Source organism: Streptomyces sp. NBC_01481 (genome assembly GCF_026339995.1).
Classification (GTDB): domain Bacteria; phylum Actinomycetota; class Actinomycetes; order Streptomycetales; family Streptomycetaceae; genus Streptomyces.
This window is the reverse complement of sequence record NZ_JAPEPT010000002.1, coordinates 456,938-479,678: the sequence shown is the minus strand read 5'-3', so window position 1 is coordinate 479,678 and position 22,741 is coordinate 456,938. Positions and strand designations below refer to the sequence as shown.

The window sequence follows — 22,741 nt, the reverse complement described above, 5'->3', positions numbered from 1 at the left end:
AAGGCCGCCACTCGCGTTGCGCCGCGCGGCCCGGTCCGGGCATGTATCGCCGCAGAGGACTTCGCGGTGTTAGAAAGGCAATGTGGTCAAACGCTCCGACCGATTCCGGAGCGCACCGGTTCGGTCACTGACCGACAAGCACCCCCGGAGCGTTGCGGGGCAGGTCTTCACCCTGCAGGTGGCCTTGGTGGTGCTGCTTGTGGCGGCCGCGGTGGTCGCGCTTGTGCTGCAGTCCCGGTACGACAGCAGCTCGGAGGCGAAGCGCCGCTCCATTGCCGTGGCGCAGACGTTTGCGAACTCACCGGGTGTTCTGGCTGCGCTGAAGACCCCTGATCCCTCCAAGGTGCTGCAGCCGGTCACCGAGGCGGGGCGCAAGGCGGCCGGCGTCGACTTCATCGTGGTGATGGACACGAAGGGGATCCGCTACACGCATCCCCAGCCGGGCCGGATCGGGAAGAGGTTCGTCGGCACCATCGAGCCCTCGCTGGCCGGCCGCGTGTACACCGAGAGCGTCCATGGCCCGCTCGGCCACGAGGTACAGGCGACCGTCCCCATCTACGACGTCAAGGGCAATGTCGTGGCCCTGGTGTCCGCCGGCCTCAAGGTCAAGAACGTGACCAGCGTGGTGGACAGACAGCTGCCGATCATCCTCGGTGCCGGAGCAGCCGCGCTCGCCGTTGCCACAGCCGGGACGGCGCTGGTGGCCAGGCGGCTTCGGCGGCAGACCCACAGTCTGGGCCCGACCGAGATGACCCGCATGTACGAGCATCACGACGCCGTGCTGCACTCTGTCCGCGAGGGTGTGCTCATCGTCGACAACGACGGTCAGCTGCTGCTCGCGAACGACGAGGCCAGGCGGCTGCTGGACCTGCCGCCCGACGCCGAGGGGCGGCACATCTCGGAACTGCCCAGCCTTGATCCCCCCACGGTGGAGCTGCTGACATCGGGCCGCGTGGCCACGGACGAGGTGCACCTGGCCGGGGAGCGGCTGCTTGCGGTGAACCAGCGGCCCACGGATCGTCACGGTGGCCCCGAGGGGACGGTCGCGACCTTGCGTGACTCCACGGAGCTGCGGGCGCTGTACGGCAAGGCGGAGGTGGCCCGCGGGCGGCTGCAATTGCTGTACGACGCCGGTCTGGGCATCGGTACCACCCTCGACGTGGTGCGTACGGCCGAGGAACTGGCGAGGGTCGCGGTCCCCCGGTTCGCCGACTTCGTCACCGTCGATCTTGCCGATCCGGTCCTGCGAGGGGAGGAGCCGAACGGTACGGGCGTCGACATGCGCCGTACGGCGGTCCACGGCATCCGGGACGACCATCCCCTCTACGAACTCGACCGCCTGATCGACTTCGTCCCCTCCACACCGCAGGCACGCGGTCTCGGCAGCGGGCTTTCGGAGCTGGTTCCCGACCTGGCCGACGCGTCCGGCTGGCATGCCCAGGACCCGGAGCGGACACGGATGATCGTCGACTACGGCATCCATTCGCTCATCACGGTGCCCCTCCAGGCGCGGGGCGTCATCCTCGGCATGACCAACTTCTGGCGCTCGGAGAAGCCCCAGCCGTTCGAGGAGGACGACCTGTCCCTGGCCGAAGAACTGGTCGCCCGGGCGGCGGTCAGTATCGACAACGCCCGCCGCTTCACCCGTGAGCACACCCTGGCCGTCGCCCTGCAGCGCAGCCTGCTGCCGCGGGCCCTGCCCGAGCAGAGCGCCCTCGATGTCGCCCACCGCTACCTGCCGGCGCTGTCCGGCGTGAGCGGCGACTGGTTCGATGTGATCCCGCTTCCCGGCAGTCGCGTGGCGTTGGTCGTCGGGGACGTCGTCGGCCACGGCCTGCACGCGGCCGCCACGATGGGACGGCTGCGCACGGCGGTGCACAACTTCTCCACGCTCGACCTGCCGCCCGACGAAATCCTCAACCACCTCGACGATGTGGTCGGGCGGATGGACCAGGAGGAGGAGGGGGCGGCCGCGGGTGCGGGGGTCATGGGCGCCACGTGTCTGTACGCGATCTACGATCCCGTCTCCCGCCGCTGCACCATGGCGCGGGCCGGGCACCCCCTGCCCGCGCTGGTCCACCTCGACGGCAGTGTGTCGTTCCCCGATCTTCCGGCCGGGCCGCCGCTGGGCCTCGGCGGTATGCCGTTCGAGACCGCCGAGCTGGAACTGGCGGAGGGTACGCAACTCGTCCTGTACACCGACGGGCTCATCGAGGACCGCACCCGGGACATCGACGTGGGGATCGAGATGCTGCGCAAGGCACTGGAGTCCCATCCCGACCGGTCGCCGGACGCGAGCTGTCAGGCGGTGCTGGACGCGCTCCTGCCAAGTCGGCCGAAGGACGACGTGGCGCTGCTCATCGCCCGCACACGGGCGATCCGGCCCGACCACGTCGCCTGCTGGGACGTGCCGCTGGATCCCGCCGCCGTGGCAGGGATGCGCGCCGCCGTGGCCGAGAAACTGGACGACTGGGGTCTGTCCGAGCTCGCGTTCGCCATGGAACTGGTGCTCAGCGAGCTGATCACCAACGCCATCCGCTACGGCTCCGCACCTGTCACGATGCAACTGCTCCACGATCGCACCCTGACCTGCGAGGTGGCCGACGGCAGCAGCACCTCGCCCCATCTGCGGTATGCGGCCACGATGGATGAAGGGGGCCGCGGCCTGTTCCTCGTCGCGCAGATGGCCGAACGCTGGGGCACCCGCTACACCCCCGAGGGCAAGGTCATCTGGGCGGAGCTGGCGCTGCCCCGGTCCGACGGGAGCGTGGACGGCGCGGTGTAGGCCCTGTCCTGCCGGGACGGCACGGCTTCGGGGGTGTCCGACGTCCCCTGCGCGGCGACGACGCGGCGAAGCTCTGGAGTTGCTCAAGTCTGCTTTGGGTTCCCGGGGCCGGGGGCATCCCCCTCACACGCAAGAAGCGGTCACGCGACGACGCGGGGAGCTCGCTTCGGGGGATGGAAGGACGGTGAGTGCAGTGCCAACGTTCATCGGGATTCTGATCATCGGGTTCGTGTTCGTCGTGATCATCGCGATGGCCGCCGGTTCCAAGCGGGCAAGGAGCGGCAGGGGGCGCCGGAGCAGCGCCGCGGGGGGCGGCAGCTGGTGGGCCGGTGGCGGTGATTCGGGCGGCAGCTCGTGCGGGGGCGGCTCTTCCTGTGGCGGGAGTTCGTCCTGCGGGGGCGGCGGGGGATGCGGTGGCGGAGGCAGCTGACACGGGGCAGCTGGTCCGCGACCACTGAAGGCACCCGGCGGAGCAACTCCCGCCGGGTGCCTTCTTGTTGATGGCGGGCGAGGTGACCTTTGTGGCCGTTCGTAGTTGAACAGTTGAACCGTCAGGCCCCCGGGGGGATGGAAACCCCTGCAAGTTGGGTAAAAATGCTGTGAGCGTCGCTTACTTCATGATTCCCTCGCTGTCGGAACCTTGTTGGAACCATCCAGCCCTCGGACCTGATGTGGACCCGAGCAGGCGCTCCTCCCGGATCTTCTTCAACTCCCCTCAGGGGCGCTGCCGGTCCACGTGTCCACCCGCCGAAGCGTGTTTGCGGAGCCGACCCATGCTCACGACCCTCCATACCGCCTACACAGACACCCGCGCCGACGACCTCGCCTGGGCGCTGGGCCGGGAGCCGCTGCCCGCCCTCGCCGTCCTCGACCTCGAACTGTCCGGAGCGAAGCTCCAGTTGAGGCTGCTCGGCGCCTCGCACCAGGTGCTGCTGGAGGAGGAACAGGGCAGCTGCTCCGAGACCGTCGCCTGTATGCCGGGCAGTAGCACCCCGCTCCCTCTCGGCGTCGCCAAGCGGATCGGGGACTGGGAGTACGAGTTCGCGGCACGCGTCGAGACGCTGTCGAGCGGCTCCTTCGCCGGGCGCGCGCAGGAGCTCCTCGCGCTGGTCGCCGATCACCCCCATGGACTGGCCGGCACCTTTCCCGGATCACCGCACGCGTTCACGGCGATGCTGGCGCAGCGGCTCGACGGCCAGGTGCGGTGGCGCACATGGCACGCCTATCCGCAGGAGGGCCAACTCGTTGTCACCCGAACGCGGGTCGGTGCCCGTATGCCTGCAACGCTGTAGTGAACCCTTGTGGGTGACAAGCCGCACCGTACCCCTGACGTAGCGTTACGAACATGATCGACCGGCCGCCGACCTCACCGCCCCCGTGCGCGGTGCGGCTGCCCGTGCGCCCCGACGCCGGCCGGTATCTGGTGCTCACCGCCGTCTTCGTCTGCGCCGCCTGCGGACTTGTCTACGAGCTCGAACTGGTCGCTCTCGCTTCGTATTTGATCGGCGACTCCGTCACCCAGGCGTCCGTCGTGCTGTCGGTGATGGTCTTCGCCATGGGTGTCGGCTCGCTTCTCGCCAAGCGGCTGCGCTGCCGGGCCGCGGTCGGATTCGGTGTGCTGGAGACGGTGCTCGCCCTGGTCGGCGGCTGCTCGGCGATGGTGCTGTACGCCGCGTTCGCCTGGATCGGCGAGTCCCGCTTCGTGCTGGTGGGCTTCTCGCTCGCCATCGGGGTGCTGATCGGCGCGGAGATCCCCCTGCTGATGTCCCTGATCCAGCGCATCTCCCGGCGCGACGCCGAGGGCACGGTCGCGGACCTGTTCGCCGCGGACTATGTGGGTGCCCTGGTCGGCGGGCTCGCCTTCCCGTTTCTGCTGCTGCCCTGGCTGGGTCAGCTCACGGGCGCGCTGTTGACGGGAGCCGTCAACGCGGTGGCGGGCGGCTCGCTCGTACTGTGGCTGTTCCGGCGGGATCTGACGGCGCGTTGGCGCGGCTGGCTGCTCGTCGCCAATGTGACGGTGCTCGCCGTGCTGGCGACCGCGACCGTCATGGCCGACGACTTCGAGCGGGCCGCACGCCGGGCGGTCTACGGCGACGAGGTGCGCGTCGCCGTCCGCACCGGCGTCCAGGAGGTCGTCCTCACCGGCAGCCGTTCGGGGCCGCCGGATCTCTTCCTCGACGGACGGCTGCGGGTCAGCGGGCGAGACGAGTACCGCTACCACGAGGCGCTGGTGCACCCGGCGATGCTGGGGCCGCACGCCCGGGTGCTGATCCTGGGCGGGGGCGACGGGCTGGCCGCGCGCGAGGTGCTGCGCTACCGGGACGTCGAGTCGGTGACCGTCGTCGAACTGGACCCGGGCGTCGTCCGGCTGGCACGCAGCGACCCGGCGCTCGCCGCGCTGAACGGGCACGCCCTGCGCGACGCACGGGTGCGCGTCGTCATCGCGGACGCCTTCACCTGGCTGCGCGTGCCGCGCGGGACGTACGACGTGGTGATCTCGGACCTGCCCGATCCGGGCATCACACGGAGCACGAAGCTCTACTCCCAGGAGTTCTACGGACTTGCCGCGCGGGTCCTCACGGGCGGCGGGCGGCTCGTCGTACACGCGGGGCTGCCGGGCACGGGCCCGCGCACTTTCTGGACGGTCGACGCGACGCTGCGGGCCGCCGGGTTCCGGACCAGTCCGTACTGCGCCACCGGGCCGCTCGCGGGTTTCGTGCACGGGGCCGGGCGCTCGGGGCGGGCGGCGGCCGTGCCGCGCGGCTGGGGCTTCCTGCTGGCGGCCGTCGGGTGGGCGCCGCAGCTCGGGCTTGCCTCCTCGGCGCCGCCACTGCGTGCGCTTGACGCGTCCGAGCTGGCGGCCGGGGCGTGGTGTGCGGAGCGTACGAGGCTGCCGGATCTGCCGCCCTCCACGCTGGTGCACCCGCGGTACACCGACTGAGCAGCGCATCGAGTGAGCCGTACACGGACCGAAAAGCAGACGTGGCGGGCGCGTCTGAGTAGGCTCGGCTTCCATGGAGCATGAGGTGTTCGTTCCGGTTCCGGCAGAGACCGTCCGAAAGGCGCTGCGGGACCCCGTCCGGGTCGCCCGTTGTGTGCCGGGGCTCCAACAGGACGCGGACGAGTCCGCGGGCCCGCTCGCCGGCCGGCTGAAGGTGCGGATCGGCGGGCACACGATCACCTACCGCGGCACCCTGCGCATCGTGGAACGGGGCGAGGTCTTCGCGGTCGAGGGCGACGGCGTGGAGGCGCGCGGCACCGGCTCGGCCAAGGTGAGCCTGACGATCCGGCCGGAGCCCGCCGAGGGCGGCACTACGCTCACTTTTACGGGGACGTCGAGCGCCGAGGGCCGGCTGGCGGAGCTGGAGGACGCGACGACGGCGTCCGCCGCGCACCGGCTCCTCGACCGCTTCGCGGACCGGCTCGCGACGACCGCGGAGGACCCGGCGGTGGAGGACGCGCCGGGCGACGATGCGTCTGCCGACGATGCGGCGGTGGCTGAGACCGCGGTGGAGGACCAGGACGGCGGCGCCGCGGCGCCGTCCGCCTTTGACGCGCCCTCCCTCGACCCCGTCGCCGACGAGGAGTTCGACGCGGCCGATTTCGACGAGGGCGAGGCGCAGGCTGTTGACGGACCCGAAGAGCCGGAGGAGTTCGGCGAACTGCCTGAGCTTCCCGTCATCCCCGACGAGCCTCCCGCCGAGGCGGCGCACGCCCGCCGCACCATGATCGGGCGCAGCGCCGAAGAGGTCGACCACGCCCCTCCGCGCGGGCGTTACGCCCCCACGCCCGCCCCCGAAGCCGGTACCGCCGCGGCCACCCTGCGCTGGATCGCGCCCGCCGCCGCGCTCGCGCTCGCCTCCGCCGTGGTCGTCGGCCGGGCGCTGCGCCGCCGCAAGTAGTCACCGCCAGTACTGTCGTGGTGTGAGTAGCGAAGAGAGCGTCCGGCTGGCCGCCGGAGACGTCGAGTTGACCGTCAGTCCGCAGAACGGCTGCCGTGTCGCAAGCCTGAGCATCGGCGGGACCGAGGTGCTGCGCCAGGGCGACCGGTACGGGTGCTTTCCGATGGTGCCCTGGTGCGGCCGCGTCAGGAACGGCCTGTTCCACAACGGCGATGTCGCGCATCAACTGCCGCTCAACTCCCCGCCGCACGCCATCCACGGCACCGGCCGCGACACCGCATGGCGCACCGCCCGTACGGCCAAGAGCGAGGCGTCCTTCACCTACGACCTCGCCGAGCCCTGGCCGTACACCGGACGTGTCACACAGACCTTCGAGCTGGCCGAGGACTCGCTGACGCTCGCGATGGGCATCGAGACGTACGACACCTCCTTCCCGGCCCAGGCCGGCTGGCACCCCTGGTTCCGGCGCAACCTCGGAAGCGGCGAGGACGCGCGCGTCGACTTCAGCGCGGCGTGGCAGGAGCAGCGCGGGGAGGACCAGCTGCCGACCGGACAGCGCATCGCGCCCCGGCCCGGGCCCTGGGACGACTGCTTCGGGATGCCCGACGGGGTCTCGGTCACCCTCACCTGGCCCCAGCAGCTGGAGCTGACCGTGGCCAGTCGCGCCGAATGGGTCGTGATCTACGACGAGCAGGCCGAGGCGGTCTGCGTGGAGCCGCAGTCCGGTCCGCCCAACGGCCTCAACACCCACCCTCGGCTCGTCACACCGATCGAGCCCCTGGAGATCACGACGACCTGGCGCTGGCGCCGCCTCTAGTGTGTTGTCCGGTCGATCTGGCCGGATCAGGGAGCGGGGTCTGGCGATGGGGGCACCTCCCGTGCCCGAAGGGCTACGGGGGAGCATCGCAAGGCGGAGGATGGAGCCCACGCGGAGCGTAGGCGACTGACGACAACGCAGCGAGGTGCCGTGCCAGGGCACGCGAGCCCGGCAAGATCGGCTGGGCAAGACCTAAGCTGGCGGGCATGACTGACGTACGTGGTGAGCTGCTCCAGCAGATCAAGGACAAGGCCGTGGTGCACGGCAAAGTGACCCTCTCCTCGGGCATTGAGGCCGACTGGTACATCGATCTGCGCCGGATCACGCTGGACGGCGAGGCCGCGCCGCTGGTCGGACAGGTGATGCTCGATGCCACCACCGACCTGGACTACGACTGCGTGGGCGGGCTGACCCTGGGCGCCGACCCCGTGGCCACCTCGATGCTGCATGCGTCGGCGGCGCGCGGGCAGCGGCTCGACGCCTATGTCGTACGCAAGGCGGGCAAGGCGCACGGAATGCAGCGCCGCATCGAGGGCACCGACGTCAAGGGCCGCCGCTGCCTGGTCGTCGAGGACGTCTCGACCACCGGCGGTTCGCCGCTCACCGCCGTCGAGGCGGTACGCGAGGCGGGCGGCGAGGTCGTCGCGGTCGCCGTGATCGTCGAGCGGGGCGCGGCACCGGCCATCGCCGAGGCGGGGCTGCCCTATGTCAACGCCTACTCGCTCGACGAGCTCGGTCTCGCCTGAGACCGGTCCGCGAGCAACTCGTGACCTGGGTCGCGAGAGGTCCTCTGACCTGCGGTGATGATGAGGGGCCGGCTGTTTCACGTGAAACAGCCGGCCCCTCACGCAGGCCCACGACGCACGCAGGGTGGAGCCGCGCCAAGAGTCTGGAAAGATAGGCCGCGACGATGACGTCGCCCCCAGGTCAGGGCCAGCACCACACACCCGCACATCACAAGGAGCGGACACATGCCCATCGCGACTCCCGAGGTCTACAACGAGATGCTCGACCGGGCGAAGGCAGGCAAGTTCGCCTACCCGGCCATCAATGTGACCTCGTCCCAGACCTTGCACGCTGCGCTGCGCGGCTTCGCGGAGGCCGAGAGCGACGGCATCATCCAGATTTCGACCGGTGGCGCCGAGTTCCTGGGCGGCCAGCACAACAAGGACATGGTCACGGGAGCGGTCGCGCTGGCCGAGTTCGCGCACATCGTCGCCGCCAAGTACGACATCACCGTCGCCCTGCACACGGACCACTGCCCCAAGGACAAGCTCGACGCCTATGTCCGTCCGCTCATCGCCGTCTCGGCCGAGCGCGTGGCCCAGGGCCAGAACCCGCTGTTCCAGTCGCACATGTGGGACGGCTCCGCCGAGACCCTCGCCGACAACCTGGCCATCGGCCAGGAGCTGCTGGCACAGGCCGCCGCCGCCAAGATCATCCTCGAGGTCGAGATCACCCCGACCGGCGGCGAGGAGGACGGCGTCACCCACGAGATCAACGACGAGCTGTACACCACGGTCGAGGACGCGCTGCGCACCGCCGAGGCGCTCGGCCTGGGCGAGAAGGGCCGCTACCTGCTGGCCGCCTCGTTCGGCAACGTTCACGGCGTCTACAAGCCGGGCAACGTCGTGCTCCGCCCCGAACTGCTGAAGGACCTGCAGGCCGGTGTCGCCGCCAAGTACGGCAAGGCCGACCCGTTCGACTTCGTCTTCCACGGCGGCTCCGGCTCCACGGCCGAGGAGATCGCCACCGCGCTGGAGAACGGCGTCGTGAAGATGAACCTCGACACCGACACCCAGTACGCCTTCACCCGCCCCGTCGCGGACCACATGTTCAAGAACTACGACGGTGTGCTGAAGGTCGACGGCGAGGTCGGCTCCAAGAAGACCTACGACCCGCGCACCTGGGGCAAGGCCGCCGAGGCCGGTATGGCCAAGCGTGTGGCCGAGGCCTGTACGGCCCTGCGCTCCACGGGCACCAAGCTCAAGTAGACGACGTCCGCACCGCCGGGCCCGGCACCCCCTCGCGGGGTGCCGGGCCCGCGGCATGCCCCGGGAGGGACTCATCGTGAGCTATGACTTCGACACCCCCGTCGACCGGCGCGGCACCTGGTGCATCCAGTGGGACGGGGTCGCCGACCGCTTCGGCGCTGACGGGCTGCTGCCCTTCACCATCTCCGACATGGACTTCACCTCCCCGCCCGAGGTCCTCGAAGCGCTCCAGCGCCGGGTCGCCCACGGCGTCTTCGGCTACACCGACTGGCGGCACGAGGACTTTCTGTCCGCCGTGGCGCACTGGTTCAGCAGCCGCTACGACACCGAGATCGACACCGGACGGGTCGTGTACGGGCCGTCCGTGCTCAACCAGCTCTCCCAGCTGCTGCGGATGTGGTCAGAGCCGGGCGACGGGGTCGTCGTCCACACACCGACGTACGACGGCTTCCTGAAGGCGATATCGGGCCTCGGGCGGGAGCTGCGTGGGGTGCCCGTCGGTGACATGGCCGCACTGGAGCGGCAGCTCGCCCGTGCCGACAGCAAAGTGCTCGTCCTCTGCTCGCCCCACAACCCCACAGGACGGGTGTGGACGGGGGCCGAGCTGGCCGAGACGGCCCGGCTGGCGGCCGCGTACGACGTCGCAGTCGTCAGCGACGAGATACACGCCGACTTCGTCCACCGCGGCTTCGTGGCGGACGGGCAGCGCCATCTGCCGTGGACGCGGTTCGGAGCGGGCCGCTGGGCGCTGATCACCTCGGCCACCAAGGCCTTCAACTTCCCGGCGCTGAGCGGCTCGTACGGGATCATCGGCGACCCGGACGACCACGCGGCGTTTCTGCGCCGGATGCAGACCGGCGAAGGGCTCGCCTCGCCGGCCGTGCTGTCGCTGACCGCGCACATCGCCGCGTATCGCGAGGGCGGGCCGTGGCTGGACGAGCTCGGCGCGTATGTAGCGGGGAATCTTCGGATGGTCGCCGAACGGCTGGGCTCCGCCTTCCCCGAGCTCGGCTGGCAGCCGCCGCAGGCGGGCTATCTCGCCTGGATCGATCTGCGGGCGCTGGGCATCGACGACGCGGTGCTGCAGCGTGAGCTGATCCAGCGCGAGAAGGTCGCGATCATGCCGGGCACGACGTACGGGGTCGAGGGCTTCGTACGGTTCAACGTCGGCTGCCCGCGCGCCAAGGCGGAGCGGGGTGTGGACGCGCTGATCCGTGCCCTCCGCCGACTCGTCTGAGCCGGTGGCGGCTGGGATGATCCGGGTATGGACAAAGCCCCGGGCGAGATCAGGCTTTCTACTGCCACCGGCCGCTGGGTGGTTCTGACGACCGTGCTCGGGTCCAGCATGGCGCTGTTGGACTCCACGGTCGTCAATGTCGCACTGCCTCGCATCGGTGAGGACCTCAACGCCGACATGGCGGTCCTCCAGTGGACCGTCAACGCCTACACGCTCACCCTGGCCGGTCTGATCCTGCTCGGCGGGGCGCTCGGCGACCGCTACGGGCGGCGGAAGATCTTCGTCCTCGGCGTGGTCTGGTTCGCCATCGGCTCGCTGCTGTGCGGCCTGGCACCCAACGACATTCTCCTGGTGGCCGCGCGTGCCCTGCAGGGCGTCGGCGCGGCGCTGCTCACCCCGGGGTCGCTGTCGCTGATCCAGGCAAGCTTCCACCCGGACGACCGGGCGCGTGCGGTGGGGCTGTGGTCGGGTTTCGGGGGCGTCGGCGCGGCGGTCGGCCCGTTCCTCGGCGGCTGGCTCGTCGACGGGCCCGGCTGGCGCTGGGTGTTCCTGATCAATGTGCCGCTGGCCGCGCTGTGCGTACCCGTCGCGCTGCGGCATGTGCCGGAGTCGCGCGATCCGCAGGCGCACGGCCGGTTCGACGTACTGGGCGCGGTGCTCGGCGCGGTGGCGCTGGCGCTGATCACGTACGGGCTCATCGCGCCGCAGGTGTGGGCGGGCGTCGCGGGCGTGGTGGTCGCCGTCGCGTTCGTACTCGTCGAGCGCTCGCGGCCGGATCCGATGCTGCCGCCGTCGATCTTCGCCTCTCGGCAGTTCACCGCGGCCAATCTGGTGACGGTGTGCGTGTACGCGGCCTTCTCGGGCTTCTTCTTCCTGACCGCCCTGCAACTCCAGGTGGTGGCGGGCTACTCGGCGCTCGGCGCGGGGACCGCGTTGCTGCCCACGACGGTGCTGATGCTGCTCTTCTCCGCGAGATCGGGCGAGTTGGGGGAGCGGATCGGCCCGCGCATCCCGCTCACCGTGGGCCCGTTGCTGTGCGCGGGCGCGATGCTGCTGATGCTGCGCGTGGGCGAGGACGCCTCGTACGTACGCGATGTGCTGCCCGCCATGGTGGTCATGGGCATGGGCATGGTGACGCTGGTCGCGCCGCTGACCGCGACCGTCCTGGCGTCCGTCGAGACCGCGCGGGCGGGGCTCGCGAGCGGCATCAACAACGCGGCGGCCCGCGCGGCCGGACTGCTCGCGGTGGCGGCGCTGCCGCTGCTGGCGGGGATGGGGCCGGAGGCGTACCGCTCGGCGGAGCAGTTCGGGGAGACGTTCCGGCGGGCGATGCCGATGTGTGCGGGGGTGCTGGTGCTGGGCTCGCTGATCGCGTGGACGACGGTACGGAGGCCGGCACCGGCAGACGTTCTGGCGCGGGCGCGGCCGCAGTGCCGGGTGAACTGCGGGGTCTCGGCGCCACCGCTGGAACAGGCGGAGGAACGGGTGACGGGGTCCGCGGGACCCTGACACGGGGCTCCGCCCCCTGCCTGGGCGGTCTGGGTGCGGGTCGTGTTGTGGCCCGGTGCCGCGGGGTGCGGCTCTGGGCGGTCCGGGGTGCGCCGGTGCCGTGTGGTGCGGGGTGGGCCGCTGCGCGGGGCCTTTTCCCCACCCCGCCCTCCCCCAGACTCCGTCCGGGGGGACCCCCAACCTCCCCGGTCCTCAAACGCCGGACGGGCTGGATAGGCCGGTCGGCGTTGTGGGTGGGTGGTTTGGGGGGGCGAACTCTGCCCGCCCGCGCCTCTGGCGTTCCGGTGGGGAGGGGCGGTGCAGGGTCGTCCCCGCAGGCGATTGGCGGCCAACACCGGGTGACCAACACGGACGCCTCATTGCCGCCGACGCCGAGGAGTCGAGCCCGGAGGCGACCCGGAACCCGCACCCACGGCACCGGGCGCCCCGGCCGAGCAACGAACGCCCGCACCGGGCACCCCGGACCGCCCCGCACCCGGACCGCCCCGCGCCCCGCCGCGGATCTCGCCAGGACCTGTGACACTTGGGCCATGTCCATCCATGAAAACCTCCTCGGGGGACTGCCCCCGACCCACCTGCCCGACGAGCCCGAGCCGCGTGAGCTGCTCGCGGCCGGGACGGCGCCCGCCGAGGTCGCCGCCAAGTACCCGACCTCCTCGCTGGCCTGGGCACGGCTCGCCGACGACGCCTTCGAGAACGGGCGCGTCGTGGAGTCGTACGCATACGCCCGCACCGGCTACCACCGCGGCCTCGACGCGCTCCGGCGCAGTGGCTGGAAGGGCCACGGCCCCGTGCCGTGGGAGCACGAGCCGAACCGGGGCTTCCTGCGGGCCCTGCACGCGCTGGCCCGAGCCGCGCAGGCGATCGGGGAGCAGGAGGAGTACGAACGCTGCTCGACGTTCCTGCGGGACTCCTCCCAGACCGCGGCGGACACGCTGAGCTGAGGCGCGGACACGCTGCGTTGATCATGGAACCGAAGGCCCGTATCCCCTGTCTTGATCGGGGGAGCGGGCCTTCGGCCTGTCCGCCCGCACACCGGTACCGCTGGGGAGGGGTCTGTCTTGGGCAAGCGTGCCGACGCCCGTCGCAAGGATTCCCGCCGCCGGGCCTTACGCATACTCCCGCTCGCCGCCGCCCTCGTCGTCCTCGCGCTCGGCGGCGGCGCGGCCCTGGCGCACTGGCAGGGAAGGGAACAAGCCGTGACCGGGGCCGCCCAGGACACCGTCCGGCCGCTCCTTCCGCCGTCACCGAGCCCCGAGGCCGCCGACCCCGAGGCGGCCGCGCCCGAGGCCGCCGATCCCGAGCCGCGCACCACCCCCTCGGCCCCCTCGCGAAACCGTCCGCCGGTCCCCGAGCCGCCGGCGAAGCAGAAGCCGTCCGCCAAGGTCCCGGCCTCGGGTGCGGGCACCTTCACCACCGCCCGTGGCACAGGCCGCCCGTCCGGCTCGGGCACGCTGCGGCGCTACCGCGTCCAGGTCGAGGACGGCGTCGACATCCCCGCGAAGGACGCCGCCGCCGAGATCGAGCAGATACTCGCCCATCCACGCGGCTGGGGCGCGCACGGCCGGGGTTCCTTCCAGCTCGTCGAGACCGAGGCCGACGCCGATTTCGTGATCAGGATCGCCACCCCGGCCACCGCCGACAGTCTCTGTCTCAAGCAGGGCCTCGACACCCACGGCGAGCTGAACTGCGAGACCACCGACGGTGTCGTGGTGAATCTGCGCCGCTGGATGCTGGGCTCGCCGACGTTCAAGGGCACGCCCGACGAGTACCGGCATCTGATCATCAACCATGAGGTCGGGCACGAGATCGGGATCAGCCGGCACCTGGGCTGCGGGGGCCCCGGAAGGCTCGCTCCGGTGATGATGCAGCAGATCAAGGGGCTGGACGGCTGCCGTTCCAATGCCTGGCCGTACGACGAGGACGGGACGTACATCACAGGCCCGGAGCTCTGACCCGTGAAACGAACGTCGGCTTATGATGCCGGTGGGGACCGGGGCTCCCGTGCCAACAGGAAGGGGCGGACCGCTACCCGGACACGTCGAGGAGACAGCGATGTCACATGACGCGGCCCCGAATCTGGATTTCGCGGGCACCACTCCGTACGAGGACTATGTCCAGGCGGACGTTCTCACCCACCTCCAGAAGACGCTCTCGGACGATCCGGGAGAGATGGTCTTCCTGGTCACCACACAGGTGATGGAGCTGTGGTTCACCGTCATCGTCCATGAGTGGGAGACGGCGGCGCGCGCCCTGCGCGAGGACGATCTGCCCGTCGCACTCGCCGCCCTGAAGCGCAGCACGTACGAGCTCGAATCGCTCAATGCCTCCTGGAAGCCGCTGGCGCACCTGACGCCCGCGCAGTTCAACGCGTACCGCAGCGCCCTGGGCGAAGGCTCCGGCTTCCAGTCCGCGATGTACCGGCGGATGGAGTTCCTGCTCGGCGAGAAGTCGGCGTCGATGCTGGTGCCGCACCGGGGCGCGCCGCGCGTGCACGCCGAGCTGGAGAAGGCCCTGCACGAGCCGAGCCTGTACGACGAGGTGCTGCGGCTGCTCGCCCGGCGCGGGCTGCCGGTGCCGTCCTCGGTCCTGGAGCGGGACCTGTCGCAGAAGTACGAGCCGTCGGAGGACGTCGAGAAGGTCTGGGCGGCGGTGTACGGCGGCGAGGACCAGGACAGCGACATGGTCCGTATCGGCGAGGCGCTGACCGATGTCGGCGAGCTGGTGTGGCGCTGGCGCAACGACCACCTGGTGGCGACGCGGCGGGCCATGGGCTCGAAGGCGGGAACGGGCGGTTCGGCCGGGGTTGCCTGGCTGGAGAAGCGGGCCCGCAAGAACGTCTTCCCGGAGCTGTGGACGGCGCGCAGCCATGTCTGAGTCACTGGCCCACAGGGCCGCGGCGCTCGACGCCGCCGACGAGCTGGCCGGTGCGCGCAAGCTGTTCGCGCTCGACGAGACGGTCTATCTGGACGGGAACTCGCTGGGCGCGCTGCCCGCGCATGTACCCGCGCGGGTCGCGGATGTGGTGAGCAGGCAGTGGGGCGAGCTGCGGATCCGCTCCTGGGACGAGAGCGGATGGTGGACGGCACCCGAGCGGATCGGTGACCGGATCGCGCCGCTGGTGGGGGCGGGGCCGGGGCAGGTGGTGGTCGGCGACTCCACAAGTGTCAACGTTTTCAAGGCGGTTGTGGGGGCGGTACGGCTGTGCGGGGACGACTCCCGTACGGACATCGTGGTCGACGCGACGACGTTCCCGACGGACGGTTACATCGCCGAGTCGGCGGCCCGGATGACGGGCAAGCGCCTGGTGCCCGTCGCCCCGGCGGACCTGCCCTCGGCCCTCGGGCCGAGCACGGCGGTCGCGCTGGTCAACCATGTCGACTACCGCACCGGCCGCCTTCACGACCTGCCGTCGCTCACCGCGGCGATCCACGAGGCGGGCGCGCTCGCGGTCTGGGACCTCTGCCACAGCGCGGGCGCGCTGCCGGTCGGCCTGGACGAACACGGCGTGGACCTGGCGGTCGGCTGCACGTACAAGTACCTGAACGGCGGGCCGGGTTCGCCGGCGTATCTGTACGTCGCCGAGCGGCATCAGGCGGCGTTCGACTCCCCGCTGCCGGGTTGGAACTCGCACCTGGACCCCTTCGCGATGACGCCCGGCTTCGAGGCGGCGCCGGGCGCGGTCCGGGGGCGGGTCGGGACGCCGGACATTCTGTCCATGCTGGCGCTGGAGGCGGCGCTGGATGTGTGGGACGGGGTCTCGATCGATTCCGTACGGGCGAAGAGTCTGGCGCTGACGGACTTCTTCCTGGAGTGCGTCGAGGCGTACGTGCCCGAGGGGACGATCGCCTCGCTGACGCCGGTCGAGCATGCCGCGCGCGGCAGCCAGGTCGCGCTGCGGTGCGCGGACGCGCCCGCGGTGATGGAGCGGCTGATCGCGCGGGGCGTGGTGGGGGACCTGCGGCGGCCGGACGTGCTGCGGTTCGGGTTCACACCGCTGTACGTGGGCTTCGGTGATGTGGAGCGGGCGGCGGCGGTCCTGGCGGAGGTTCTGGCGGGCTGAGGGCGTCCCCGGGGGCGCTGCCCCCGGACCCCCGCGCCTCAATCTCCCCCAGACTTCGTCCGGGGGGACCCCCACGGGGCTGAATTTCCGCCGGTCGGCCAGAACATTCTGGCCGACCGGCGGAAACCTCAGCCCGTCCGGCGTTTGAGGACATGCGGCCGCATACGGGGAGGTTGGAGGTCCCCCCGGACGGAGTCTGGGGGAGGGCGGGTACGGGACCGCCCCGCGCAGCGAACCGGACACCGTCCGGCCCGGGCCACCCGGACCCCGGAAGGACCGGCACCGCCGGACTGGTACCGTCCCCGCTGGTCAGGTCAATTCCGCCACTCCGCAGGAAGGCTGGAGCGCAATGCCGGACCCCGTCGACCCCGTCGCCCGTGACGCCGCCGAGGCCGAGTCGGTGTTTTCGCATCCCGCCGTCGCGCCGGACGTGTCCGTCGCGTACGGGGACCATCCCGACCAGGTCGTCGACTTCTACGCGCCCCACGGCGGGCAGGCCGGTGCGCCCCTCGTCGTCGTGCTGCACGGCGGCGCCTGGCGGGCGCCGTACGACCGGTGGCATGTCACCCCCTTCGCGGACTTTCTGGCCCGCCGCGGGCTCGCCGTCGCCAACGTGGAGTACCGGCGCGGGCGCGACATTCCGCAGCAGCACGGGAGCGGGCCCGTCGCCGGGCGGTGGCCGGAGACCTTCGACGACGTCGCTGCGGTGATGGACGCCCTGCCCGCCCTCGCGCGGAAGGCCCTGCCGCAGGCGGACGTCCGGCGCATCGTGGTGACCGGGCATTCCGCGGGCGGGCATCTCGCGCTGTGGGCCGCCGCGCGGCATGTGCTGCCCGTCGGGTCGCCGTGGCGGCCGGCCGCGCCGCCCGCGCTGCGCGGGGTCGTCGCGCTCGCCCCGATCGCGGACTTCGCGACGGCCGTCGAGCTCGATGTGTGCGGTGGCGCGGTGACCCAACTCCTCGGCGGCGAGGCGGAGTTCGAGGCGAGGAGCGCGCACTCCGATCCGGCCGCGCTGCTGCCGACGGGCATTGCCACGACCGTCGTGCAGGGCCGTACGGACATCGTCGTGCCGTACGCCGTCTCCGAGTCGTACGTCGACGCCGCGGCCAAGGCGGGGGAGACGGTCGGGCTGACCCTCCTCGAAGAGGTCGGGCACTTCCCGCTCATCGATCCCGCCGCCGACGCGTGCGCGGTCGTGGCGGAGGAGATCGCTCAACTCGCCTGGTAGAGCCTTTCATTGAGGACTGAGGCTGACCGCAAGCCTTTCTACGGTGTGCTCATGACGAATCCCGAGAACATCCTCGTGACCGGAGCCACCGGAACCGTCGGCCGACAGGTCGTCGCCGAACTCCTCGCCCGCGGCCACCGCGTGCGCGCCCTCACGCGGGACCCCGCGAAGGCCGAATTCCCGGCCGGTGTCGAGGTCGTGCGGGGCGATCTGACCGACCCGGACTCGCTCGCCCCCGCGCTTGAGGGTGTCACCGGCCTGCATCTGATCACCTTCGGCGGGGCCTACTTCGCCCCGCTGGAGACCGGCCCGCGGATCCTGGAGCTGGCCCGCGAGGCGGGCGTACGCCGCGTCACCGTGCTGCACGGCGGCGAGCCCTCGCTGCTGGAGGACGCCGTGCGCGCGGGTGAGACGGACTGGACCGTGATCATGCCGGTCGAGTTCATGTCGAACGCCCTGCAGTGGGCGGACGGGATCAAGAACGCCGACGAGGTGCGCGAGCCCTTCACCGACCGGCTCAGCGCCATGGTTCACGAGGGCGACATCGGCGCCGTCGCCGCGGTCGCTCTGACCGAGGCCGGTCACGGCGGTGAGGAGTATGTGATCACCGGCCCCGAGGTTCTCACCCTCAAGGACAAGGTGAACGCGCTGGCGGCGGCCCGAGACCGCGAGATCGCGCTCGTCGAGATGAGCGAGGAGGAGGCCGTCGAGCAGTGGCGGGCGGCGGGCCACCCGCAGGAGGTGATCGACTTCCTGCTGGACGCGTACGGGAACACGCCGCGAGTGGGCCGCACGGTCGCCGACACCGTGGAGAAGGTCACCGGACGCCCGGCGCGGACCTTCGTTCAGTGGGCGGCCGAGCACGCGGACGCGTTCCGGCCGTAGGGTGCGCCTGACCAGGAAGTACCGCGAGTAGTCGCAGGTAGTACTCAGGACGGACGCGGCAGGATCCGCAGCGATGCTGACGACCGCGTGCGTCCGTCCGCTTACCGTTCTGTACGTGACCGAGACGAACCGCAGCCCCGAGTACCGCCTGGCCGTGGGCGCCCTGAGCGGGCTCCGCCAGGACCTCTTCCACGACGCCTTCGCCTACCGGCCGCTGCCGCGGAGGCGCACGGACGGGCCGATATCCCGCCGGCTCCCGGGCCGGCTACGCGACTACGCGGCCTGGACGCCGCATGCGGCGGTCGGCGCCGTGGCGATGTTCACGCTGCTCCTTGCCTACGGCGGCGAGGCCGTAGGACCGGCGTTGGTGCTCACCGGGTTCATCCCGGCGGCCGCCGTGGTGATGACGCTGCTCAGGCCGGTCGGCGCGTGGTGGCTCTCGCTGGCGGCGACACCCCTGGGCATCGCCTCCGGCTTCTACTTCGACTGGCCGTGGTCGCCCAGTGGCTTTGCTTCGCATCTGGCGGTGATGACCGTGGTGGCGCTGCGGACCCGGCCGCGGACCGCGGCCTGGATGTGGCTGCTCACCGCCGGATACGGCGTGTTCGCCGAGGTCGTGCTCTCCCGGGGCATCAGCTCCAACACTCCGGAGATGCTCTTCGTCGCCGCGCTGGTGCTGCTGGTGGTGACGGTGGGGCAGGTACGCCGCGAGGCCAAGGAGGAAGTCGCGGCCCAGCAGACGGTGACGGCCGTCGAGCGCGACAAGCGCACGCTGCTGGAGGAGCGCACCACCATCGCGCGTGAGCTGCACGATGTGGTGGCCCACCACATGTCGGTGGTGGCGATCCAGGCCGAGGCGGCGCCGTACCGGGTGGAGAACCCGCCGCCCGAGCTGGAGCGGGCGTTCGCCACGATCCGGGAGAACGCGGTGGCCGCGCTGACCGAGCTGCGCCGGATCCTCGGAGTCGTACGGGCCGAGGACTACCAGGCCCCGGACGCACCGCAGCCGGTGCTCGGCGACCTGGACACCCTGCTCGCGAATGTTCGTAACGCGGGCCTGGAGACGGAGAAGACGGTCACCGGCGCGGTCCGCACGCTGCCGCAGGGCGTCGAGCTCTCCGCGTACCGGATCATCCAGGAGGCACTGAGCAACGCACTGCGCCACGCGCCGGGAGCGACGGCGAAGATCGAGATCTCCTACGTCCTCGGGGGCCTGGGCCTGCGGGTCGTGAACACCGCGCCCCGGGGCCTGGTCAAGCCCTCGCCGGGGGCCGGGCACGGCATCACGGGCATGCGGGAGCGTGTGACGATGCTGGCCGGCGAGATGACCGCGCAGCCCACGCAGGACGGCGGCTACGAGGTGACCGCCTTCATTCCCGTCGCCGCGGCCGAGACCGCATCCGAGGAGACCTCATGACGATCCGCGTCCTCATCGTCGACGACCAGATCATGGTCCGCGAGGGCTTCTCTGTCCTGCTGAACGCGATGCCCGACATCGAGGTCGTCGGCGAGGCCGTGAACGGCCGCGAGGCGGTCGCCAGGGTCGCCGAGCTCGCCCCCGACGTCGTCCTGATGGACATCCGTATGCCGGAGCTGAACGGCATCGAGGCGACCCGCGAGATCGTCGCGGCGCACGCCGATTCCAAGGTGCTGGTGCTGACCACCTTCGACCTCGACGAGTACGTGTACCAGGCGCTGCGCGCGGGAGCCTCCGGCTTCCTGCTCAAGGACGCCTCCGCACGCCAACTGGCCGACGGCGTACGGGTGGTGGCGGCCGGCGAGGCACTGCTCGCCCCGACGGTGACGCGCCGCCTGATCACGGAGTTCTCCAAGCTCTCCCAGAACCCGCGGCCGCCCGCGCTGGCGCAGGTCGGCGACCTGACGGAACGCGAGACGGAGGTCCTTGTGCTGATCGCGCAGGGCCTTTCGAACGCGGAGATCGCCTCGCATCTGGTGGTCGCCGAGTCGACGATCAAGACGCATGTGAGCCGGGTGCTGGTGAAGCTGGGGCTGCGGGACCGGACGCAGGCGGCGGTGTTCGCGTACGAGGCGAGGCTGGTCACGCCCGGCTGAGGGGATTGCCCGGACACCCCCTAGGGCCCGGCTGAGGGGATTGCCCCGACACCCCCTAGGGCCCGGCCGTACCTTCGGCTAGCGTCGGCCCATGGCCGCCTTCGACCCCTGGTCACCCGCATTCCTCGCCGACCCCTACCCCGCCTACGCCGAGCTCCGCGCCCGCGGACGCGTCCACTTCTACGAGCCCACCCGCCAGTGGCTCGTCCCCCGTCACGCCGACGTCTCCGCGCTGCTGCGGGACCGGCGGCTCGGCCGGACGTATCTGCACCGCTTCACCCACGAGGAGTTTCGGCGTACGCCGCCGCCCGCCGAGCACGAGCCGTTCCACACGCTCAACGACAACGGGATGCTGGACCTGGAGCCCCCGGACCACACCCGTATCCGGCGCCTGGTCTCGAAGGCGTTCACGCCGCGCACGGTCGAGCGGCTGGGCCCGTACGTCCAGGGGCTGGCCTCCGAGCTGGTGGGCGCGCTCGTCGCGGACGGCGGCGGCGATCTGCTGACGGCCGTCGCCGAGCCGCTGCCGGTCGCCGTCATCGCTCAGATGCTGGGCATCCCGGAGTCCGACCGCAAGCAGCTGCGTCCCTGGTCGGCGGACATCTGCGGGATGTACGAGCTGAGCCCGTCGCAGGAGACGGCGCATCGGGCCGTGCGGGCGTCCGTCGAATTCTCCGCCTACCTGCGGGAGTTGATCGCCGCCCGCCGCAAGGAGCCGGGCGACGACCTGATCTCCGGCCTCATCGCGGCGCACGACGAGGGAGACCGGCTCTCCGAGCAGGAGATGATCTCCACCTGCGTCCTGCTCCTGAACGCGGGCCACGAGGCGACGGTGAACGCCACCGTCAACGGCTGGTGGGCGCTGTTCCGCCACCCCGAGCAGCTGGCGGCCCTGCGCGCCGACCGCTCGCTGCTGTCCACAGCTGTGGAGGAGCTGATGCGCTATGACACCCCGCTCCAGCTCTTCGAGCGCTGGGTCCTGGACGACATCGAGATCGACGGTACGACGATCCCGCGCGGCTCCGAGGTCGCCCTGCTCTTCGGCTCGGCCAACCGCGACACGGACGTCTTCGCCGACCCGGACACCCTGGACCTGTCCCGCGAGGACAACCCGCACATCTCCTTCAGCGCGGGCATCCATTACTGCATCGGCGCGCCCCTGGCACGTATCGAACTGGCCGCGTCCCTGGGGGCCTTGCTGGACCAGGCTCCGACGCTGCGTCCGGCGGCGGAGCCGGAACGCAAGCCGAACTTCGTGATCCGCGGTCTCAAGGAGCTGCGCGTGGAGCTGTAGAAGCAGCGCGTCGAGCTGTAGCCCTGTCCTTAGCCCACGCAGGTCATCGTCTCCGGCCGTTCGTGGGACGGGTGCGCCGCCCGGGTTGCGGTTGTCGGCCGGTTGGGGCACCCATGCCCTCGCGCCGGGCGACCCGGCAGACGAACAGGAGACATCAGCATGCTCAAGATGCGAGCGACTCGCGCAGCGTGGCGCCTTTGGGCGCCGGCCGTGACCGTCGCGGTCACCGCGGCCACGGCGGGAGTGGTCTCGGCCGCGCCCGCCTCGGCCCAGACCATCGTGAACTGCCCCGGCCAGAACCTCCAGACCGCGATCGACAGCGCGGACTCGGGGTCGATGATCATGGTTGCGGGTACCTGCGTCGGCAACTTCACCGTCGACAAGGACCTCAGCCTCGTCGGCTTCAATGGCGCGGTTCTCGACGGCAATGCCGCGGGTACGACCCTGTCCGTCGGCGCGGGTGCCCACGTGCAGATCACCGCCGTGGACATCACCAACGGCTCCGCCGACAACGGCGCCGGTCTCCTCAACAACGGCACGGTGACGCTGAACTCCTCCACCGTGCGCGACAGCAACGCGAACTTCTACGGCGGCGCCGTCCTCAACGCCGGCACGATGACGCTGAACGCCTCCACGGTGCACACCAGCACCGCCGATGTCGGCGGCGGTATCGCCAACTTCTCCAGCTCCACGCTGACGCTGAACGCTTCCACGGTACGGAACAACACCGCTCTGTCCGGGGGCGGCGTCGCGAATCTCGGCGGCACTGTCCTGATGAACTACTCGGCGGTGACGCTGAACACCTCGGTGGGCGGCGCCGACACCGACGGCGGCATCAACAACAGCAGCGGTTCGGTGTCCCTGCTGGCCACCGCCGTCACCGGCAACACCCCGAACAACTGCAGCGCGGCCATTGAGGGCTGCACCGACTGACCCGAAGACCCCGGCGCCGGG

General features: G+C 71.2%; 19 protein-coding genes. All 19 read left to right on the top strand.

What is annotated here, in order from left to right:
- Positions 1–127 precede the first annotated feature (127 nt).
- The 19 genes from OOK40_RS12675 (at position 128) to OOK40_RS12585 (ending at position 22,720) form a co-directional block, all read left to right on the top strand.
- Positions 128–2,785, top strand: a complete 2,658-nt coding sequence (locus OOK40_RS12675) for a SpoIIE family protein phosphatase/ATP-binding protein (RefSeq protein ID WP_266481629.1) — start codon at positions 128–130, stop codon at positions 2,783–2,785.
- A 773-nt stretch (positions 2,786–3,558) separates the two neighbouring features.
- Positions 3,559–4,077, top strand: coding sequence for a DUF2617 family protein (locus tag OOK40_RS12670; protein ID WP_266480028.1), 519 nt, complete (start codon positions 3,559–3,561; stop codon positions 4,075–4,077).
- 53 nt (positions 4,078–4,130) lie between these two features.
- Positions 4,131–5,726, top strand: a complete 1,596-nt coding sequence (locus tag OOK40_RS12665) for a polyamine aminopropyltransferase (RefSeq protein WP_266480027.1) — start codon at positions 4,131–4,133, stop codon at positions 5,724–5,726.
- A 73-nt stretch (positions 5,727–5,799) separates the two neighbouring features.
- Positions 5,800–6,687: an SRPBCC family protein gene (locus OOK40_RS12660; RefSeq protein ID WP_266480026.1), complete on the top strand. Its 888-nt coding sequence runs from the start codon at positions 5,800–5,802 to the stop codon at positions 6,685–6,687.
- Positions 6,688–6,709: 22 nt separating this feature from the next.
- A complete protein-coding gene (locus OOK40_RS12655) occupies positions 6,710–7,504 on the top strand; it encodes an aldose 1-epimerase (protein WP_266480025.1) in 795 nt (264 codons plus the stop codon).
- Positions 7,505–7,710: 206 nt separating this feature from the next.
- Complete coding sequence (gene pyrE / locus OOK40_RS12650) at positions 7,711–8,250, top strand: orotate phosphoribosyltransferase (protein ID WP_266480024.1); 540 nt, start codon at positions 7,711–7,713, stop codon at positions 8,248–8,250.
- Between the two features lie 225 nt (positions 8,251–8,475).
- Complete coding sequence (fbaA, locus tag OOK40_RS12645; protein ID WP_266480023.1) at positions 8,476–9,498, top strand: class II fructose-bisphosphate aldolase; 1,023 nt, start codon at positions 8,476–8,478, stop codon at positions 9,496–9,498.
- Between the two features lie 55 nt (positions 9,499–9,553).
- Entirely contained in the window at positions 9,554–10,735 is a 1,182-nt protein-coding gene (locus tag OOK40_RS12640) for a MalY/PatB family protein (protein WP_266480022.1), read from the top strand.
- 27 nt (positions 10,736–10,762) lie between these two features.
- Positions 10,763–12,244, top strand: coding sequence for an MFS transporter (locus OOK40_RS12635; protein ID WP_266480021.1), 1,482 nt, complete (start codon positions 10,763–10,765; stop codon positions 12,242–12,244).
- A 530-nt stretch (positions 12,245–12,774) separates the two neighbouring features.
- Positions 12,775–13,188: a DUF3151 domain-containing protein gene (locus tag OOK40_RS12630; protein ID WP_266480019.1), complete on the top strand. Its 414-nt coding sequence runs from the start codon at positions 12,775–12,777 to the stop codon at positions 13,186–13,188.
- A 117-nt stretch (positions 13,189–13,305) separates the two neighbouring features.
- Positions 13,306–14,199: a DUF3152 domain-containing protein gene (locus OOK40_RS12625; protein ID WP_266480017.1), complete on the top strand. Its 894-nt coding sequence runs from the start codon at positions 13,306–13,308 to the stop codon at positions 14,197–14,199.
- A gap of 100 nt (positions 14,200–14,299) precedes the next feature.
- Entirely contained in the window at positions 14,300–15,121 is an 822-nt protein-coding gene (locus OOK40_RS12620) for a tryptophan 2,3-dioxygenase family protein (RefSeq protein ID WP_266480014.1), read from the top strand.
- Positions 15,114–16,307 (top strand): kynureninase, encoded by a 1,194-nt coding sequence (gene kynU / locus OOK40_RS12615; RefSeq protein ID WP_266480012.1) that lies wholly within the window; start codon positions 15,114–15,116, stop codon positions 16,305–16,307. Before OOK40_RS12620 ends, kynU begins: the two co-directional genes overlap by 8 nt.
- Before the next feature lie 349 nt (positions 16,308–16,656).
- A complete protein-coding gene (locus OOK40_RS12610; RefSeq protein WP_266480010.1) occupies positions 16,657–17,535 on the top strand; it encodes a S9 family peptidase in 879 nt (292 codons plus the stop codon).
- A 51-nt stretch (positions 17,536–17,586) separates the two neighbouring features.
- Positions 17,587–18,420: an NAD(P)H-binding protein gene (locus tag OOK40_RS12605; protein ID WP_266480008.1), complete on the top strand. Its 834-nt coding sequence runs from the start codon at positions 17,587–17,589 to the stop codon at positions 18,418–18,420.
- A gap of 73 nt (positions 18,421–18,493) precedes the next feature.
- Positions 18,494–19,837 (top strand): sensor histidine kinase, encoded by a 1,344-nt coding sequence (locus tag OOK40_RS12600; RefSeq protein WP_266480005.1) that lies wholly within the window; start codon positions 18,494–18,496, stop codon positions 19,835–19,837.
- Entirely contained in the window at positions 19,834–20,493 is a 660-nt protein-coding gene (locus OOK40_RS12595) for a response regulator transcription factor (RefSeq protein WP_266480003.1), read from the top strand. The genes OOK40_RS12600 and OOK40_RS12595 overlap by 4 nt, the downstream gene beginning before the upstream one ends.
- Positions 20,494–20,584: 91 nt before the next feature.
- The gene (locus OOK40_RS12590; protein WP_266480001.1) at positions 20,585–21,787 is read left to right on the top strand and encodes a cytochrome P450; all 1,203 of its coding nucleotides are present in this window, start codon (positions 20,585–20,587) and stop codon (positions 21,785–21,787) included.
- A 159-nt stretch (positions 21,788–21,946) separates the two neighbouring features.
- Positions 21,947–22,720 carry a hypothetical protein gene (locus OOK40_RS12585; protein WP_266480000.1) on the top strand — a complete coding sequence of 258 codons (774 nt, stop codon included), beginning with the start codon at positions 21,947–21,949 and terminating at the stop codon, positions 22,718–22,720.
- Positions 22,721–22,741: the final 21 nt, after the last annotated feature.

What these genes read in the sequence shown, in the direction of transcription:
- OOK40_RS12670 (WP_266480028.1), top strand. Translation starts at nt 3,559, where the DNA reads ATGCTCACGACCCTCCATACCGCCTACACAGACACCCGCGCCGACGAC.
- OOK40_RS12665 (WP_266480027.1), top strand. Translation starts at nt 4,131, where the DNA reads ATGATCGACCGGCCGCCGACCTCACCGCCCCCGTGCGCGGTGCGGCTG.
- OOK40_RS12660 (WP_266480026.1), top strand. Translation starts at nt 5,800, where the DNA reads ATGGAGCATGAGGTGTTCGTTCCGGTTCCGGCAGAGACCGTCCGAAAG.
- pyrE (WP_266480024.1), top strand. Translation starts at nt 7,711, where the DNA reads ATGACTGACGTACGTGGTGAGCTGCTCCAGCAGATCAAGGACAAGGCC.
- fbaA (WP_266480023.1), top strand. Translation starts at nt 8,476, where the DNA reads ATGCCCATCGCGACTCCCGAGGTCTACAACGAGATGCTCGACCGGGCG.
- OOK40_RS12640 (WP_266480022.1), top strand. Translation starts at nt 9,554, where the DNA reads ATGCCCCGGGAGGGACTCATCGTGAGCTATGACTTCGACACCCCCGTC.
- OOK40_RS12635 (WP_266480021.1), top strand. Translation starts at nt 10,763, where the DNA reads ATGGACAAAGCCCCGGGCGAGATCAGGCTTTCTACTGCCACCGGCCGC.
- OOK40_RS12630 (WP_266480019.1), top strand. Translation starts at nt 12,775, where the DNA reads ATGTCCATCCATGAAAACCTCCTCGGGGGACTGCCCCCGACCCACCTG.
- OOK40_RS12620 (WP_266480014.1), top strand. Translation starts at nt 14,300, where the DNA reads ATGTCACATGACGCGGCCCCGAATCTGGATTTCGCGGGCACCACTCCG.
- kynU (WP_266480012.1), top strand. Translation starts at nt 15,114, where the DNA reads ATGTCTGAGTCACTGGCCCACAGGGCCGCGGCGCTCGACGCCGCCGAC.
- OOK40_RS12610 (WP_266480010.1), top strand. Translation starts at nt 16,657, where the DNA reads ATGCCGGACCCCGTCGACCCCGTCGCCCGTGACGCCGCCGAGGCCGAG.
- OOK40_RS12605 (WP_266480008.1), top strand. Translation starts at nt 17,587, where the DNA reads ATGACGAATCCCGAGAACATCCTCGTGACCGGAGCCACCGGAACCGTC.
- OOK40_RS12600 (WP_266480005.1), top strand. Translation starts at nt 18,494, where the DNA reads ATGCTGACGACCGCGTGCGTCCGTCCGCTTACCGTTCTGTACGTGACC.
- OOK40_RS12595 (WP_266480003.1), top strand. Translation starts at nt 19,834, where the DNA reads ATGACGATCCGCGTCCTCATCGTCGACGACCAGATCATGGTCCGCGAG.
- OOK40_RS12590 (WP_266480001.1), top strand. Translation starts at nt 20,585, where the DNA reads ATGGCCGCCTTCGACCCCTGGTCACCCGCATTCCTCGCCGACCCCTAC.
- OOK40_RS12585 (WP_266480000.1), top strand. Translation starts at nt 21,947, where the DNA reads ATGCTCAAGATGCGAGCGACTCGCGCAGCGTGGCGCCTTTGGGCGCCG.